Here is a 17,166-nt window from a genome sequence, read left to right on the forward strand (position 1 = left end):
ATCAGGCGCACAATGGGCAATCACAGGGGCGAGAGCGCCTGCGGACGTCAGCGCCAAGCAGCAAACCTGGCCCCGGTCTTTGGTGCGGGCCACAGATAAGAAGTCGACTATGAAACACTCCATTCCCCTGACGGCACTTCCTGAGAATACAGTTTTTGGCGCAGGCGATGTTTTCGTCCTGTTTGGTGAGCTTTTCGGACGTGGCTATGCGACCGGTCTGATTGACGCGGCAAAGGCGGCGGGCATGACGCTTGTGGGCATCACCGTGGGGCGTCGCGAAGATGATGGCGCGCTGCGTGCGCTGACCGATGAGGAACTGGCGGCTGCAGAGGACAACCTTGGTGGCAAGATCATCAACATTCCGATGATGGCGGGCTTTGATATGGATGCGCCGGAAGGGGGCGCGACGCCAACCGACATGCTCTCTGACATGACGCTGGATAACTGGCAGGAGTACAAGCTGGATTGGGATAAGGTGGATGCGTGCCGCGAGATTGGCACGGCGCGCTTTGTGCAGTCGCTTGAAAAAGTCATGGCAGAGCTTGAGGGGCTGATCCCTGCGGGCAAGAACGTGTTCTTTGCTCACACCATGGCAGGGGGCATTCCACGCGCCAAAGCCTTTCTGGCGATTGCCAATCGTATCTACAAAGGCCGTGGCGCGCGCCACATGCCGTCGCAGGCGCTGATGGACAGTGATCTGGGTAAACTGATCCTGCAGAACTTTGACGAGGTGACCGCAAACAGCTTTGGTCATCTGCTGGAGCACAGTGCTGCGCTGCGCAGCAAGATCGAAGCCGGCGGCGGGCAGGTGCGTTACACTGCTTATGGCTACCACGGCACCCGCGTGCTGATCGACGGGGCCTATCAGTGGCAGACCTACACCAGCTATACGCAGGGCTATGCCAAGATGAACCTGGAAGGCTTTGCGCAGAAGGCTTGGGAGCAGGGCGTGAAGGCGACCGTGTTCAACTGCCCGGAAATTCGGACCAACTCTTCGGATGTGTTTGCGGGGATTGAGCTGTCACTGGTGCCGCTGCTGGAAGCTTACCGCAAAGAAGGTGGTGGTGACTGGGCGCAGGGCGTTTGGGACGAATGTCAGGCGCTGCTGCAAGACGACGTGAAGCTGGAAGATATTCTCGCCACCGTTGGTGCCTATCAGCAGAATCCTGTGATGCAGTCTTTCTACAACTTTGAAGCCTGGCCGATGCAGAACAGCCTTGAGCAGGTGGAGATGACCGTGGGCACCTCGGCAGATATCGTGGCGCTGCATAAAAATCGCAAAGAGCTGGTGAGTGATGTGCTGAGTGCGCATGTGGTGAGCGCAACCGGCGCGCTGATCTTTGGCGCGTCCAGCGATGCGGATGGCCCGGTTCTGTGGCTGGACCATGATCTGGTGGCGCAGCAGTTGATTGCAGCGCACAGCTGATCCATCGCATGACAATTTTGCAGAGACAGGCGCCTTATCGGGCGCCTGTTTGTGTGCTCGTCTCCAATTAGTAATCGTTTATCCGTCATATTCTGCAAAATCTGTCGTAGCCTTGGCGATATATGTGGACTACTAGCGGGGGAATAACGCTTGGTGAGAAGGGGAGTTTCAGAGAGGCGGCAATTGCCATTACCACCAGCGTAATTGTCCATTCGATGCCTTCCTCTACAGCTTTTGCCAAGAAACCATCTGGATCGCAAAATTCCGCACGTAGTTCTTGGGCAATGCCTTCCAAGAAGCTCCGGCCGCGCTGTTTGTCTATGAAGTTCAGAGCATCTCCAATTCTAGGGGCTAGAATGCTCTCTGGCATTGCTGCGGAAAGAGATGAGCTCAACCCCGTCAAGCCGGGGCCAGGCATACCTGCCATGACATCGATGCCCATATCTGCATCCGCATAAATCACGTCCTCGCCAAGGAGCGATGCTTTTTTGTCCAGCATCTCGGCCAGATCAATCATTTCCTCTAATTTCATTGCGCAGATCCCTTTGCTAAATCCCGTTTTGAAATTGGTTGTTGTGCGTCCTGTGATCGGCCGAGGTTGCGGCGCAACTAGCCATGTCTCGCACGTATCAAAATGCTAGGCAGTAAACGGAGGTTGAGAAACCTATCAAAAATGATGGGTTTTGCTGACTGGCAAACGCCTTTGTGATACACTTAACCCAACTGGTTTGGTTGATGAGTGTTCGTTTCATGAAGAACGCGGTTGTGGATTTTTTAGATAATCTATTTTTTGCGCAGACTGCGGATGAGCTTTATGCCGTTTCTAAGGCCTATTTTGGGGATCTTGGCTTCCGCTATGTGAACGTTTCTTATTTTCAAACGGAAACGGCGCAGCATTTGGGGATGTTTTCAAACATGTCCCAAGACTGGCTATCACATTATCAGTTGTCTGGTTACAGCGCTATTGATCCATATATCCGCATGGGGGATGCGCTGGACGGGCGTAAAGTGGTCTCACATGATGCGCTTCTGGATTGCGATAGCGTGCGGCGTGATCCTGTTTTACAGAGGCTGCTTTTGGAGGGCAGGCAGGAAGGTCTGCAATCAAGTTTTTTGCAGTGTGGCGTTAGTCGCTTTATGGGGTTGAAGGCGGGGATAAACTTGATCCTTGATCGGGATGTGGAGGAGTTGATCCGCCTCCAAGAAGAAAAGCGCCAAGAGCTTTTTGTGGGTGCTGCTTTGGCTCAGAGCGCGTTTATGGCTTGTACTAAGAAAGAGAAGCTATGCGCGGAGTATATCAATTTCTCTGGCTTTCAGCCGCGCCTGTCGCCGCGTGAAGCAGAGGTGGTGAAGTGGCTTGCGCAGGGGCTGCGGAATGATCGCATTGCCGATAAGCTCAAAATATCGACTGCCACAGTGAATTTTCACATTGTCTCCGCAAAGCGCAGATTGGACGTAAAAACACGCGAACAGCTTGTTGCTGTCGCTATACTTCAGGGAATTGTCGAGTTCTGAAGTGATGGAGAGTAGGCTTTCTTGTTCTGTGTGGTTTTGTGGGGATGGGCTTCAATTGAATTTGTCAAGCCCAAAGGGGTTGCCAAATAAGGCTTGATTCAATATTCGGTAATCTCTTGCGGTTTCGAGCGATTCGGGACCGCTTTTTGTCCTTTGTGGATTTGATAGATAGGCGGCGCGCAGTGGGTGGCGGATTCCACCCGATCAGAATTAAGTAAATATCAGAAAACAAACGAAAATAGGGTTTGCCCCGGCTTGGCAAGCCTCTTGGGTGGCGCAGAGCGCGCGGTCAGGAGGCTTTCCAAGGCAGGGTTTGGAACGGGAGGCCCCCTTTGGGACGGGGGCCGGGAATTGTCCAGATCTTGACCCTCTCGTATGGGCGCAGTGCCGAGGACCCGACGGCACTTGTGTTCGGTGAGAAATGAAAGGTGACGATAGTCATGGCTCAAAGCTTTCTTGGCCAGAAACGTTTGCGCAAATACTACGGCAAGATCCGCGAAGTGCTGGAGATGCCGAACCTGATCGAGGTTCAGAAATCCTCATATGATCTTTTCCTGAAATCCGGTGATGCACCGCAGCCAACCGCTGGCGAAGGCATCATGGGCGTGTTCCAGTCGGTGTTCCCGATCAAGGATTTCAATGAGACTTCCATTCTGGAATTCGTCAACTACGAGCTGGAAAAGCCGAAGTACGATGTAGAAGAATGTCAGCAGCGTGACATGACCTACAGCGCGCCTTTGAAGGTGACTCTGCGCCTCATCGTATTTGATGTGGACGAAGACACCGGCGCGAAGTCTGTGAAAGACATCAAAGAACAAGACGTGTTCATGGGCGATATGCCTCTGATGACACAGAACGGCACCTTTGTGGTGAACGGCACCGAGCGCGTGATCGTGTCTCAGATGCACCGTTCTCCGGGCGTGTTCTTTGATCATGACAAAGGCAAAACCCACTCCTCCGGCAAACTGCTGTTTGCCTGCCGCATCATTCCCTACCGCGGCAGCTGGCTGGACTTTGAGTTTGACGCCAAAGACATCGTTTTCGCGCGGATCGACCGCCGTCGTAAACTGCCTGTGACAACCCTGCTGTATGCGCTGGGTCTGGACCAGGAAGGCATCATGGATGCTTATTACGACACTGTGAACTACACGCTGGACAAGAGCAAAGGTTGGGTCACCAAGTTCTTCCCTGAGCGTGTGCGCGGCACCCGCCCGACACAGGATCTGATCGACGCGGCCACCGGAGAAGTGATTGCTGAAGCTGGCAAGAAGGTCACGCCACGTGCGGTGAAAAAGATCATCGACGAAGGTAAGATCACCGACCTGCTGGTGCCGTTTGAGCACATCGTTGGCAAGTTTGTAGCGCGGGACCTCATCAATGAGGAAACCGGTGCAATCTACGTGGAAGCCGGTGACGAGCTGACACTGGAATATGACAAAGACGGCGACCTGATTGGCGGTACTGTGAAAGACCTGATTGATGCAGGCTTCACCGAGATCCCGGTTCTGGACATCGACAACATCAATGTCGGCCCTTACATGCGCAACACCATGGCGGCGGACAAGAACATGGGCCGCGATACCGCGCTGATGGACATCTATCGCGTGATGCGTCCGGGTGAGCCACCCACCGTTGAAGCGGCCAGCGCGCTGTTTGACACACTGTTCTTTGACAGCGAGCGTTATGACCTGTCTGCGGTTGGCCGTGTGAAGATGAACATGCGTCTCGCGCTGGATGCGGAAGACACCCAGCGGACCCTGCGCAAGGAAGACATCATCTCCTGCATCAAGGCGCTGGTGGACCTGCGGGACGGCCGTGGCGACGTGGACGACATCGACCACCTCGGCAACCGCCGTGTGCGCTCCGTTGGTGAGTTGATGGAGAACCAGTACCGTGTTGGCCTGCTGCGCATGGAACGTGCGATCAAAGAGCGTATGAGCTCTGTTGAGATCGACACGGTGATGCCGCAAGACCTGATCAACGCGAAGCCTGCGGCGGCGGCTGTGCGTGAATTCTTCGGCTCTTCGCAGCTGTCGCAGTTCATGGACCAGACCAACCCGCTGTCTGAAGTGACGCACAAGCGCCGTCTCTCCGCGTTGGGCCCAGGCGGTCTGACCCGTGAGCGTGCAGGCTTTGAGGTGCGCGACGTGCACGCGACCCACTACGGTCGTATGTGCCCGATTGAGACGCCGGAAGGTCCAAACATTGGTCTGATCAACTCTCTGGCGACTTTTGCCCGCGTGAACAAATACGGCTTCATCGAAACACCGTATCGTAAGGTTGAGAACGGCGTGGTCTCCGATGAGGTGAACTACATGTCCGCAACCGAAGAGCAGCGTCACACCGTTGCTCAGGCGAACGCGGCGCTGGATGAAAACGGCAAATTCGTAAATGAGTTCGTCAACACCCGTCAGGCGGGTGAATATACGCTGGCGTCTTCGGAAAACGTCGATCTGATCGACGTGAGCCCGAAACAGCTGGTGTCTGTGGCGGCCTCGCTCATCCCATTCCTTGAAAACGACGACGCCAACCGCGCTCTGATGGGCTCGAACATGCAACGTCAGGCGGTTCCACTGCTGCGTGCTGAGGCACCGTTGGTGGGGACCGGTATTGAGGAAAAAGTGGCGATCGACTCCGGCGCGGCCATTCAGGCCAAGCGTGCCGGCATCATCGACCAAGTGGATGCACAGCGTATCGTGATCCGTGCCACCTCCGATCTGGAGCTGGGCGATGCGGGTGTGGATATCTATCGTCTGCGCAAGTTCCAGCGTTCCAACCAGAACACCTGCATCAACCAGCGTCCGCTGGTGAAAGTGGGTGACACGGTGTCCAAAGGTGAGGTGATTGCCGATGGTCCGTCCACCGATATTGGTGAACTGGCGCTTGGTAAAAACGTGGTTGTCGCGTTTATGCCTTGGAACGGTTACAACTACGAAGACTCCATTCTGATCTCCGAGCGCATCGCGCGTGACGACGTGTTTACTTCGGTTCACATCGAAGAATTCGAAGTTGCCGCACGTGACACCAAGCTTGGCCCAGAAGAGATCACCCGCGACATTCCAAACGTCGGTGAAGAAGCGCTGCGCAACCTCGATGAGGCTGGCATCGTTTACATCGGTGCGGACGTTGAGCCGGGCGATATCCTCGTTGGTAAGATCACACCGAAGGGCGAAAGCCCGATGACACCGGAAGAAAAGCTTCTGCGTGCCATCTTTGGTGAGAAAGCCTCTGACGTGCGTGACACCTCGCTGCGCGTGAAGCCGGGTGACTTCGGGACTGTTGTGGAAGTGCGTGTCTTCAACCGCCATGGTGTGGAAAAAGACGAGCGTGCGCTGCAGATCGAGCGGGAAGAAATCGAACGTCTGGCACGTGACCGTGACGACGAACTCGGCATTCTGGACCGCAACATCTATGCCCGTCTGAAAGGCATGATCCTTGGCAAAGTGGCTGTGAAAGGCCCGAAAGGCGTCAAAGCGAACTCGGAAATCACCGAAGAGCTGCTGGCAAGCCTGAGCCGTGGTCAGTGGTGGCAGCTGGCGCTGGAAGATGAGCAGGACGCACAGATCGTTGAGGCTCTGAACGAGCAGTATGAGATCCAGAAACGTGCGCTTGAGCACCGTTTTGAGGACAAGGTCGAGAAAGTCCGTCGCGGCGATGATCTGCCACCGGGTGTGATGAAGATGGTCAAAGTCTTCATCGCTGTGAAGCGTAAGCTTCAGCCGGGCGATAAGATGGCCGGTCGTCACGGGAACAAAGGTGTTATTTCCAAGGTTGTGCCTATGGAAGACATGCCGTTCCTCGCAGATGGTACACCGGTTGACTTCTGTCTGAACCCACTGGGCGTGCCTTCGCGTATGAACGTTGGTCAGATCCTTGAAACCCACATGGGTTGGGCCGCACGTGGCCTTGGTCTGAAGATCGATGACGCGGTGCAGGAATACCGTCGCTCCGGCGATCTGACACCTGTGCGTGAGATGATGCGTCTGGCCTATGGCGAAGATGTCTATGAAGAAGGCATCGCAGGCATGGACGAAGGTCAGCTTCTGGAAGCGGCGGGCAATGTGACCCGTGGTGTTCCAATCGCGACCCCAGTCTTTGACGGCGCCAAAGAAGGTGACGTGAACGACGCGCTGGTGCGTGCTGGCTTCTCGGAAAGCGGTCAGTCGATCCTGTTTGACGGTCGGACCGGTGAACAGTTCGCACGTCCGGTGACCGTGGGTATTAAGTACCTGCTGAAACTGCACCACCTGGTGGACGACAAAATCCACGCGCGTTCGACCGGCCCATACTCCCTCGTCACACAGCAGCCGCTGGGTGGTAAGGCACAGTTTGGTGGTCAGCGTTTCGGGGAGATGGAGGTCTGGGCTCTGGAAGCTTACGGCGCCGCCTACACCCTGCAGGAAATGCTCACCGTTAAGTCGGATGACGTGGCAGGCCGGACCAAGGTCTATGAAAGCATCGTCAAGGGCGAGGACAACTTTGAAGCGGGCGTCCCAGAATCGTTCAACGTTCTGGTGAAAGAAGTCCGTGGTCTCGGCCTGAATATGGAACTCCTGGATTCGGAGGAAGGTGAGTGAGGGCGCGGGCTCTCACTCCATCCACTCTCCCAGCAGAATTTGAGGTATCAAAATGAACCAGGAACTGACGAACAACCCGTTTAACCCGCTGGCTGCACCTAAGGCGTTTGATGAGATCAAAGTGTCTCTCGCGTCTCCGGAGCGGATCCTGTCGTGGTCTTACGGTGAGATCAAAAAACCAGAAACCATCAACTACCGGACGTTCAAGCCAGAGCGTGACGGTCTGTTCTGTGCGCGTATCTTTGGCCCGATCAAAGACTATGAATGTCTCTGCGGCAAATATAAGCGCATGAAGTATCGCGGCGTTGTCTGCGAAAAATGTGGTGTTGAAGTTACCCTTCAGAAAGTGCGTCGTGAGCGCATGGGCCACATTGAGCTGGCCGCGCCTGTGGCCCACATCTGGTTCCTGAAATCGCTGCCATCCCGCATCGGCCTGATGCTGGACATGACACTGCGTGATCTAGAACGTGTGCTGTACTTTGAAAACTACGTTGTTATCGAGCCCGGTCTGACTGACCTGACCTACGGGCAGATGATGACCGAAGAAGAGTACATGGATGCGCAGGACGCATACGGCATGGACGCTTTCACCGCCAATATCGGTGCCGAAGCGATCCGTGAGATGCTGTCCCAGATTGATCTGGAATCTGAAGCCGAGCAGCTGCGTGCCGATCTGGCCGAAGCGACCGGCGAGCTGAAGCCAAAGAAGATCATCAAGCGTCTGAAAGTTGTGGAAAGCTTCATTGAGTCCGGCAACCGTCCGGAGTGGATGATCCTGACCGTGATCCCGGTAATCCCGCCAGAGCTGCGCCCGCTGGTGCCGCTGGATGGTGGCCGCTTTGCGACCTCTGATCTCAACGATCTCTATCGTCGTGTGATCAACCGGAACAACCGTCTGAAGCGTCTGATCGAACTGCGTGCGCCTGATATCATCGTGCGGAACGAAAAGCGGATGCTGCAGGAATCTGTGGATGCGCTGTTTGACAACGGCCGTCGTGGCCGCGTGATCACTGGCGCCAACAAGCGTCCGCTGAAATCGCTGTCTGACATGCTGAAAGGGAAGCAGGGTCGTTTCCGTCAGAACCTTTTGGGGAAACGTGTCGACTTCTCTGGCCGTTCGGTGATTGTGACCGGTCCGGAACTGAAACTGCATCAGTGTGGTCTTCCCAAGAAGATGGCGTTGGAGCTGTTCAAACCGTTCATCTACTCGCGTCTGGAAGCCAAAGGGCTCTCTTCCACTGTGAAGCAGGCCAAGAAGCTGGTGGAAAAAGAGCGTCCTGAAGTTTGGGATATCCTTGATGAGGTGATCCGCGAACACCCTGTCATGCTGAACCGTGCGCCGACGCTGCACCGTTTGGGCATTCAGGCGTTTGAACCCACCCTGATCGAAGGCAAGGCTATTCAGTTGCACCCGCTGGTCTGTTCTGCGTTTAACGCGGACTTTGACGGTGACCAGATGGCTGTGCACGTGCCGCTCTCGCTGGAAGCTCAGCTGGAAGCGCGCGTTTTGATGATGTCCACCAACAACGTTCTGTCCCCTGCAAACGGTGCCCCGATCATCGTTCCTTCGCAGGATATGATCTTGGGTCTCTACTACACCACCATCATGCGTGAAGGCATGAAGGGTGAGGGCATGGTGTTCTCCTCCATTGAGGAAGTGCAGTATGCGCTGGACTCCGGTGCGGTTCACCTGCACGCCAAAGTGCACGCCCGTATCCCTCAGATCGACGAGAACGGTCTGGAAGTGGTGCAGCGTTTTGAAACCACGCCGGGCCGTGTGCGTCTGGGTGCGCTTCTGCCGCAGAACAACAAGGCGCCCTTTGAGCTGGTGAACAAGCTGCTGCGTAAGAAAGACGTGCAGAACGTAATTGACACCGTCTATCGCTACTGTGGTCAGAAAGAGTCCGTGATCTTCTGTGACCAGATCATGACCATGGGCTTCCGTGAAGCGTTCAAGGCGGGCATCTCGTTTGGTAAAGACGACATGGTGATCCCGGACAACAAGTGGACCATCGTGGATGACACCCGTGATCAGGTGAAAGACTTCGAACAGCAGTACATGGACGGCCTGATCACTCAGGGCGAAAAGTACAACAAAGTTGTCGATGCCTGGAGCAAGTGTAACGACAAGGTCACCGATGCGATGATGGGAACCATCTCCGCGGCGAAGACCGAAGAGAATGGTGCCGAAGCGGAGCCAAACTCGGTTTACATGATGGCGCACTCTGGTGCGCGTGGCTCGGTCACGCAGATGAAGCAGCTGGGCGGGATGCGCGGCCTGATGGCGAAGCCGAACGGCGACATCATCGAGACCCCGATTATCTCGAACTTTAAAGAAGGTCTGACCGTTCTGGAGTACTTCAACTCCACCCACGGTGCCCGTAAGGGTCTGTCAGATACCGCTCTGAAAACTGCGAACTCCGGTTATCTGACCCGTCGTCTTGTGGACGTGGCGCAGGACTGCATCGTGCGCATGCACGACTGTGGCACTGACAACGCGATCAACGCGGAAGCGGCTGTGAACGACGGTGAGGTTGTTTCTTCGCTGGCAGAGCGTGTTCTGGGCCGTGTGTCGGCTGAGGACATCATGAAGCCGGGCACCGATGAGGTGCTGGTGGCGCATGGTCAATTGATCGACGAGCGTATGGCGGATTCCATCGATGAAGCTGGCGTGCAGAACGCACGTATCCGCAGCCCGCTGACCTGTGAGGCCGAAGAGGGCGTCTGTGCCATGTGCTATGGCCGTGACTTGGCACGCGGCACGCTGGTAAACACCGGCGAAGCCGTCGGCATCATCGCGGCGCAGTCGATTGGGGAACCTGGGACACAGCTGACGATGCGGACCTTCCACATCGGGGGTGTTGCGCAGGGTGGTCAACAGTCGTTCCTGGAAGCGAGCCAGGAAGGCAAGATCGTCTTTGAAAACGCCACCATCCTGGAGAACGCCAATGGCGAGGCTCTGGTGATGGGCCGTAACATGAAGCTGATCATTCAGGGCGAAGACGGCGACGAGCGTGCCAACCATAAGGTTGGGTATGGCTCCAAGCTGTTTGTCAAAGATGGTCAGACCATTGGCCGCGGCGACAAGCTGTTTGAATGGGACCCATACACCCTGCCAATTCTGGCGGAGAAAGACGGTAAAGCGAAGTTTGTGGACCTCATCACCGGTCTGTCGGTGCGTGACGAAACCGATGACGCCACCGGTATGACCCAGAAGATCGTGTCTGACTGGCGTGCGGCACCGAAGGGCAATGAGCTTAAGCCGGAAGTGATCCTTGTGGATGCGGATGGTGAGCCTGTGCGCAACGATGCTGGCAACCCGGTTCACTACCCAATGTCTGTGGACGCGATTCTGTCGGTCGAAGATCAGCAGGACGTGAAAGCCGGTGACGTTATCGCGCGTATCCCGCGTGAAGGCGCCAAGACCAAGGACATTACCGGTGGTCTGCCACGTGTTGCCGAACTGTTCGAAGCCCGTCGTCCGAAAGATCACGCGATCATCGCCGAAATCGATGGTTACGTGCGCTTTGGCCGCGACTACAAGAACAAGCGCCGCATCGCGATCGAGCCGTCTGATGAGTCCAAGGAGACCGTGGAATACATGGTGCCCAAGGGCAAACACATCCCTGTGCAGGAAGGCGACTTCGTGCAGAAAGGGGATTACATCATGGACGGGAACCCGGCGCCGCATGACATCCTCTCCATCATGGGGGTTGAAGCGCTGGCGGATTACATGATCGACGAAGTGCAGGACGTGTATCGCCTGCAGGGTGTGAAGATCAACGACAAGCACATCGAGGTGATTGTGCGTCAGATGCTGCAGAAGTGGGAAATCTCTGACAGTGGTGAAACCACCCTGCTCAAAGGCGAACACGTCGAGAAGGCTGAGTTTGTTGCAGCCAATGAGAAGGCGCTGGCGGAAGGCCGTCGTCCTGCTCAGGGTGAGCCGATCCTGCTGGGTATCACCAAAGCGTCGTTGCAGACCCGGTCGTTCATCTCTGCGGCTTCGTTCCAGGAGACCACCCGCGTTCTTACCGAAGCCTCCGTGCAGGGTAAGAAAGACAAGCTGGTTGGCCTTAAAGAGAATGTCATCGTGGGTCGTTTGATCCCGGCCGGTACGGGTGGTGCGACACAGAAAGTGCGCAGCATTGCTTCTGAGCGTGACAACGTGGTGATCGAAGCGCGTCGTGAGGAGGCCGAAGCGGCCGCCCGTCTGGCCGCCCCAGTGGAAGATGTGAGCGCGGATGACGTGTTTGACAGCGGTCTGGTGGAGACACCTGAGAGCCGCGACTTCGACTAAGACCTCAGACATCTGAAGATTTGAAAGGGCCCCCGGCAAAAAAGCCGGGGGCCCTTTTGCCTTCGGCGAGAGTGTTTTGGTCAGAAGAAGTCACAAGAGGTCTGGGCTTGGCAAAGCCGTCAGACGGCCCTAACGTCGCGCGGTTGCAGCTGAGGGGAGAGGGCGATGGCGGCGCTGTCGGACAATACAAAGGGGGCACTTTTGATGATGTGCTCCATGGCGGCCTTTACGTTCAATGATACATTGATCAAGTCGCTGGGGCCGCAGGTGCCGTTGTTTCAGATGCTGTTTCTGCGTGGGGCCATGGCCTCGGTATTGATCTGGCTGCTGGCACGGCGTGTGGGGCGGCTGCGCTGGCGTCTGGCACGCCGAGACTGGGGGCTGATTGGGCTGCGCACTGGTGCAGAAATTGGCGCCGCTTATTTCTTTATCACCGCGCTTTATCACATGCCCATCGCCAATGTGACCGCGATCCTTCAGATCCTTCCGCTGACCGTCACTTTGGGCGGGGCCCTGTTTTTTGGAGAAAGCGTGGGTTGGCGTCGGGCCTCAGCGATTGTGGCTGGGTTCTGCGGTATGTTGTTGATTGTCAGACCCGGGGCCGAGGGGTTTGACCACTATACAGTTTACGCCCTGATCGCTGTGGGGTTTGTCACTCTGCGGGATCTCGCCACGCGCAAAATGTCAGCTGAGGTGCCCTCCATGACCGTTACCTTAGTGGCGTCGCTGGGGGTGATGTCGTTTGCCGGAGTGGCGAGCCTTGGCGCAGACTGGGTGCGCATGGAGCTGGCGCAATGGGCGCTACTTGCCGGGGCCGCCGTATTCATTCTGGGAGGCTATCTGTTTTCCGTCCTCGTCATGCGGGTCGGAGAGGTCAGCTTTGTGGCACCGTTTCGCTACAGCGGGTTGCTGTGGGCCCTGCTGCTGGGATTTCTGGTGTTTGATGACTGGCCGGACCCAATCACGCTTTTGGGCGCGCTGATTGTGGTCAGCGCAGGCGTGTTCACGCTGGTACGTGGACGCCGCCTCAGTCAGGCAAAGACGGTGCGGACCTGATCCGCGTCGATGGCAAAGCGGGATTTAAACTGCGCCGCTTCTTCGCCGGTGAGTGGCGTGACGGGCACGGGTTTGACCTTTTTCTGGCGGCTGTCGTTGTAGCCATTGTGGGTGCGCACCCACATGGGCGTGTCGGTGAAGCTCAGCGTGGGCATGAACTGGTTCATAATGCCATGGCGGAAATTCATAATGGTCAGATCACAGCCGCCGCGCACATACATGCCCAGTGACGCCACATAGAGATTGCGCACCGTGTCAGCGGCGGCGATGCCTGCGCTGCTCATTTCTGCGATATAGCCGCGGTTCCAGTCAAAAGCGACCGTGCGGTGTTGGGGCAGGAGCGGCGCAACGTCCTCTGCTGCCGCGCGCAGACGCTCGAAAAAATCCACAGAGATGGCATCATCATCGTCATGACGGAACTGTAGGCAGGGGGCCTTGGGATCTTTGCGCGCGCCATTGAGCAGTTTCTTCATCAAAGGGCGGTGTGGCTCTGGTGGATGGGCGACGATGGTGATCTGCGGGATGTCCGTCGTGAGGTCATGCAGCCGTTCCACGTGGCGTTTGGTCAGCGTGTCTCCGATCAGCAGGATCATCTCAAAATTCTGATCGGTCTGGGCCTTCAGGCAGGGCAGGGCCACAGTTTCCATCAGTTGAAAGCGCTCTTCCAACCGGTCTTCTTGATAGAGAAAGGCAATGCGGTCTTCGATGGTGTCATGTTCTACTTGAAACCCACCAAGAGCCGGGTAAGAAAACCGGCACAGGCCAATCACCTGCATGTCCTTACTGTCGATCATTGCTTGCCTTCCCTGTGTTGGCGCCACATTGGCAGGACGCGGCGGTCAGTGCAACCGGACCGCTGTTGACAAGTGTCGCGACTCCCAATATACGCGCGCTCATCCGGCGATGGGGGAAGTGTATCCTGAGCCGTTTCACACCTGTAGTGGTCAAGTTCCGGTCTGCTTTGAAGGCCGCAACCTCTGAGACTCCACCGCGTCGTTTGCCTCGGAATGGAAACGATTGCGGTTTTTGCGCTTGTGCATGCACATGGTGCAGAAAACACAGATAACCGCGTCGGGCTTCGGTCTGGCGTATAAATGGAAGCAATAGGAAAGAGACCCTATGCCAACGATTCAGCAGCTGATCCGCAAACCGCGTCAGCCTAAAATCAAGCGCTCCAAGTCGCAGCACCTGGAGCAGTGCCCTCAGAAGCGCGGCGTGTGCACACGTGTATACACCACCACACCTAAGAAACCGAACTCCGCTATGCGTAAAGTTGCGAAGGTGCGCCTGACCAACGGTTACGAAGTGATTTCCTACATCCCAGGTGAAAGCCACAACCTTCAGGAACACTCTGTGGTTCTGATCCGTGGCGGTCGTGTAAAAGACCTTCCGGGTGTCCGTTACCACATCCTGCGCGGTGTTCTGGATACCCAAGGCGTTAAAGACCGTAAGCAACGTCGTTCAAAGTACGGCGCGAAGCGTCCTAAGTAAGAAGGAGAGGCTGATATGTCACGTCGTCACGCCGCCGAAAAACGCGAAATTCTGCCTGACGCCAAATTTGGCGATAAGGTTCTGAGCAAATTCATGAACAACCTGATGATCGACGGCAAAAAATCTGTTGCCGAAAAGATCGTTTACAACGCGCTGGACCGCGTTGAAAACAAGGTGAAGCGCGCCCCTGTTGAAGTGTTCCACGAAGCACTCGACAACATCAAACCATCGGTTGAGGTTCGCTCCCGCCGTGTGGGTGGTGCCACCTATCAGGTTCCGGTCGAAGTGCGCCCTGAGCGCCGTGAAGCCCTGGCCATCCGTTGGCTGATCACTGCTTCCCGTGGCCGCAACGAAAACACCATGGAAGAACGCCTGGCCGGTGAACTTCTGGATGCCGTGAACTCCCGCGGTACCGCCGTTAAGAAGCGCGAAGACACTCACAAGATGGCAGAAGCTAACAAAGCCTTCAGCCATTATCGCTGGTAAATCCCATAAAGGCTTAGACCAATGGCACGCGAATATACGCTCGAACATTACCGTAACTTCGGTATCATGGCGCACATCGACGCAGGTAAAACCACCTGCTCCGAGCGCATCCTGTATTACACCGGCAAATCCCACAACATCGGTGAGGTGCACGACGGTGCAGCCACCATGGACTGGATGGAGCAGGAGCAGGAACGTGGTATCACCATCACTTCCGCTGCGACGACCACTTTCTGGGAGCGCACCGAGGATGGCAAATCCGCAGATTCCGCTAAGCACCGTCTGAACATCATCGACACCCCCGGCCACGTTGACTTCACCATTGAAGTTGAGCGTTCTCTGGCGGTTCTCGATGGTGCTGTCTGTGTTCTGGACGCCAACGCTGGTGTTGAACCTCAGACCGAAACCGTGTGGCGTCAGGCTGACCGCTACAAGGTTCCACGCATGGTGTTCGTCAACAAGATGGACAAAATCGGCGCGGACTTCTTCAACTGTGTTCACATGATTGAAGACCGTACCGGTGCGACCGCTGTTCCAATCGCTTTCCCAATTGGCGCCGAAACCGAGCTGGAAGGCCTGGTTGATCTGGTGACCATGGAAGAGTGGCTGTGGCAGGGTGAAGACCTCGGCGCAAGCTGGGTGAAAGCACCGATCCGTGACGAACTCAAAGATCTGGCTGACGAATGGCGCGGCAAGATGGTGGAAGCGGCTGTCGAAATGGACGACGACGCCATGGAAGCCTATCTGGAAGGTGAAGAACCTGACGTGCCAACCCTGCGCAAACTGCTGCGCAAAGGGACACTGGAAATGGCCTTTGTGCCTGTTCTGGGTGGCTCTGCGTTCAAAAACAAAGGTGTTCAGCCTCTGCTCAACGCTGTGATCGACTACCTGCCGTCCCCACTGGACGTTGTTGATTACATGGGCTTTGAGCCGGGTGATGAGAGCGAAGAGCGTAACATTGCCCGTCGTGCAGACGACGACATGGCGTTCTCCGGTCTGGCGTTCAAAATCATGAACGACCCGTTTGTTGGCTCCCTGACCTTTACCCGGATCTACTCCGGTGTGCTGAACAAGGGTGACACGCTCTTGAACTCCACCAAAGGTCGTAAAGAGCGCATCGGTCGTATGATGATGATGCACTCCAACAACCGCGAAGAAATCACCGAAGCATTCGCAGGTGACATCATCGCGCTGGCAGGTCTGAAAGACACAACCACCGGTGACACGCTCTGTGCCACCAACGACCCGGTAGTTCTGGAAACCATGACCTTCCCGGATCCGGTGATCGAAATCGCTGTTGAGCCAAAGACCAAAGCTGACCAAGAGAAAATGTCTCAGGGTCTGCAGCGTCTGGCAGCCGAAGATCCATCCTTCCGCGTGGAGACCGACATCGAGTCCGGTCAGACCATCATGAAGGGTATGGGCGAACTTCACCTGGACATCCTCGTGGATCGTCTGAAGCGTGAGTTCAAGGTTGAGGCCAACATCGGTGCGCCACAGGTGGCTTATCGTGAGACCATCTCCAAGGCGATCGAGCACACCTACACCCACAAGAAACAGTCCGGTGGTTCCGGTCAGTACGCTGAAGTCAAAATGGAAATCATGCCGACTGAAGCAGGGGAAGGCTACTCTTTCGAAAGCCGCATCGTTGGTGGTGCTGTTCCGAAGGAATACATCCCGGGTGTGGAAAAAGGCATCCAGTCTGTTATGGACTCCGGTCCTCTGGCTGGTTTCCCAGTGATCGACTTCAAAGTTGCTCTGATCGACGGTAAGTTCCACGACGTGGACTCCAGCGTTCTGGCCTTTGAAATCGCAGCTCGTATGGCAATGCGCGAAGGCATGAAACTGGCCGGCGCGAAACTGCTTGAGCCGATCATGAAAGTGGAAGTGATCACACCGGAAGAATACACAGGTGGCATCATTGGCGACCTCACCTCCCGTCGCGGGCAGGTGTCCGGTCAGGAGCCTCGCGGTAACGCGGTTGCGATCGACGCATTTGTGCCACTGGCCAACATGTTCGGTTACATCAACAACCTGCGTTCGATGTCTTCCGGTCGTGCCCAGTTCACCATGCAGTTCGATCACTACGATCCGGTTCCGCAGAACATCTCTGACGAGATCCAAGCGAAATACGCATAATTTCCGGTGCGCGGGAGACCGCGCACCCTACCCCTGTAGGGTGTGTGCTTGCACGCACCGTTTGAGAGAAAAAGGAGCCATATCATGGCAAAGGAAAAGTTTGAGCGCAGTAAACCGCACTGCAACATCGGCACCATTGGTCACGTTGACCACGGTAAAACCACACTGACAGCTGC

Annotated in this window: 11 protein-coding genes; 9 read left to right on the top strand and 2 right to left on the bottom strand. The window is 56.0% G+C overall.

All coding sequences use genetic code 11. The features are described from left to right. Nucleotides 1-109 precede the first annotated feature (109 nt). Entirely contained in the window at nt 110-1,426 is a 1,317-nt protein-coding gene (locus tag SHM7688_RS10160; RefSeq protein ID WP_058239831.1) for an enoyl ACP reductase FabMG family protein, read from the top strand. A gap of 85 nt (nt 1,427-1,511) precedes the next feature. Here SHM7688_RS10160 and SHM7688_RS10165 read toward each other — a convergent pair whose 3' ends face one another. Then, the gene (locus tag SHM7688_RS10165; RefSeq protein WP_058239832.1) at nt 1,512-1,958 is read right to left on the bottom strand and encodes a hypothetical protein; all 447 of its coding nucleotides are present in this window, start codon (nt 1,956-1,958) and stop codon (nt 1,512-1,514) included. Nucleotides 1,959-2,176: 218 nt separating this feature from the next. On the opposite strand from SHM7688_RS10165, the gene SHM7688_RS10170 reads away from it, so the two are divergent. The 4 genes from SHM7688_RS10170 (at nt 2,177) to SHM7688_RS10185 (ending at nt 12,874) form a co-directional block, all read left to right on the top strand. Then, complete coding sequence (locus SHM7688_RS10170) at nt 2,177-2,941, top strand: helix-turn-helix transcriptional regulator (protein WP_158500687.1); 765 nt, start codon at nt 2,177-2,179, stop codon at nt 2,939-2,941. A 440-nt stretch (nt 2,942-3,381) separates the two neighbouring features. After that, on the top strand, nt 3,382-7,518 hold the full coding sequence (gene rpoB / locus SHM7688_RS10175; RefSeq protein WP_058239834.1) for a DNA-directed RNA polymerase subunit beta: 4,137 nt from the start codon (nt 3,382-3,384) through the stop codon (nt 7,516-7,518). Between the two features lie 52 nt (nt 7,519-7,570). Continuing rightward, nucleotides 7,571-11,818 (top strand): DNA-directed RNA polymerase subunit beta', encoded by a 4,248-nt coding sequence (gene rpoC, locus SHM7688_RS10180; protein WP_058239835.1) that lies wholly within the window; start codon nt 7,571-7,573, stop codon nt 11,816-11,818. Between the two features lie 165 nt (nt 11,819-11,983). Continuing rightward, the gene (locus SHM7688_RS10185) at nt 11,984-12,874 is read left to right on the top strand and encodes a DMT family transporter (protein ID WP_058239836.1); all 891 of its coding nucleotides are present in this window, start codon (nt 11,984-11,986) and stop codon (nt 12,872-12,874) included. Here the strand turns inward: SHM7688_RS10185 and SHM7688_RS10190 are convergent. Beyond that, complete coding sequence (locus tag SHM7688_RS10190; protein ID WP_058239848.1) at nt 12,850-13,650, bottom strand: putative rhamnosyl transferase; 801 nt, start codon at nt 13,648-13,650, stop codon at nt 12,850-12,852. The genes SHM7688_RS10185 and SHM7688_RS10190 overlap by 25 nt on opposite strands. Nucleotides 13,651-13,993: 343 nt before the next feature. On the opposite strand from SHM7688_RS10190, the gene rpsL reads away from it, so the two are divergent. The 4 genes from rpsL to SHM7688_RS19420 all read left to right on the top strand — a co-directional run. Then, nucleotides 13,994-14,365 (top strand): 30S ribosomal protein S12, encoded by a 372-nt coding sequence (gene rpsL, locus SHM7688_RS10195; protein WP_054000841.1) that lies wholly within the window; start codon nt 13,994-13,996, stop codon nt 14,363-14,365. A 15-nt stretch (nt 14,366-14,380) separates the two neighbouring features. Then, a complete protein-coding gene (gene rpsG / locus SHM7688_RS10200; RefSeq protein WP_058239837.1) occupies nt 14,381-14,851 on the top strand; it encodes a 30S ribosomal protein S7 in 471 nt (156 codons plus the stop codon). Nucleotides 14,852-14,872: 21 nt separating this feature from the next. Beyond that, the gene (gene fusA, locus SHM7688_RS10205; protein WP_058239838.1) at nt 14,873-16,990 is read left to right on the top strand and encodes an elongation factor G; all 2,118 of its coding nucleotides are present in this window, start codon (nt 14,873-14,875) and stop codon (nt 16,988-16,990) included. A gap of 84 nt (nt 16,991-17,074) precedes the next feature. Continuing rightward, nucleotides 17,075-17,166: GTP-binding protein (locus tag SHM7688_RS19420; protein WP_131822069.1), on the top strand; the 92-nt coding region annotated here is incomplete at its 3' end.

It is taken from the genome of Shimia marina, assembly GCF_001458175.1.
Taxonomy (GTDB): Bacteria; Pseudomonadota; Alphaproteobacteria; order Rhodobacterales; family Rhodobacteraceae; genus Shimia; species Shimia marina.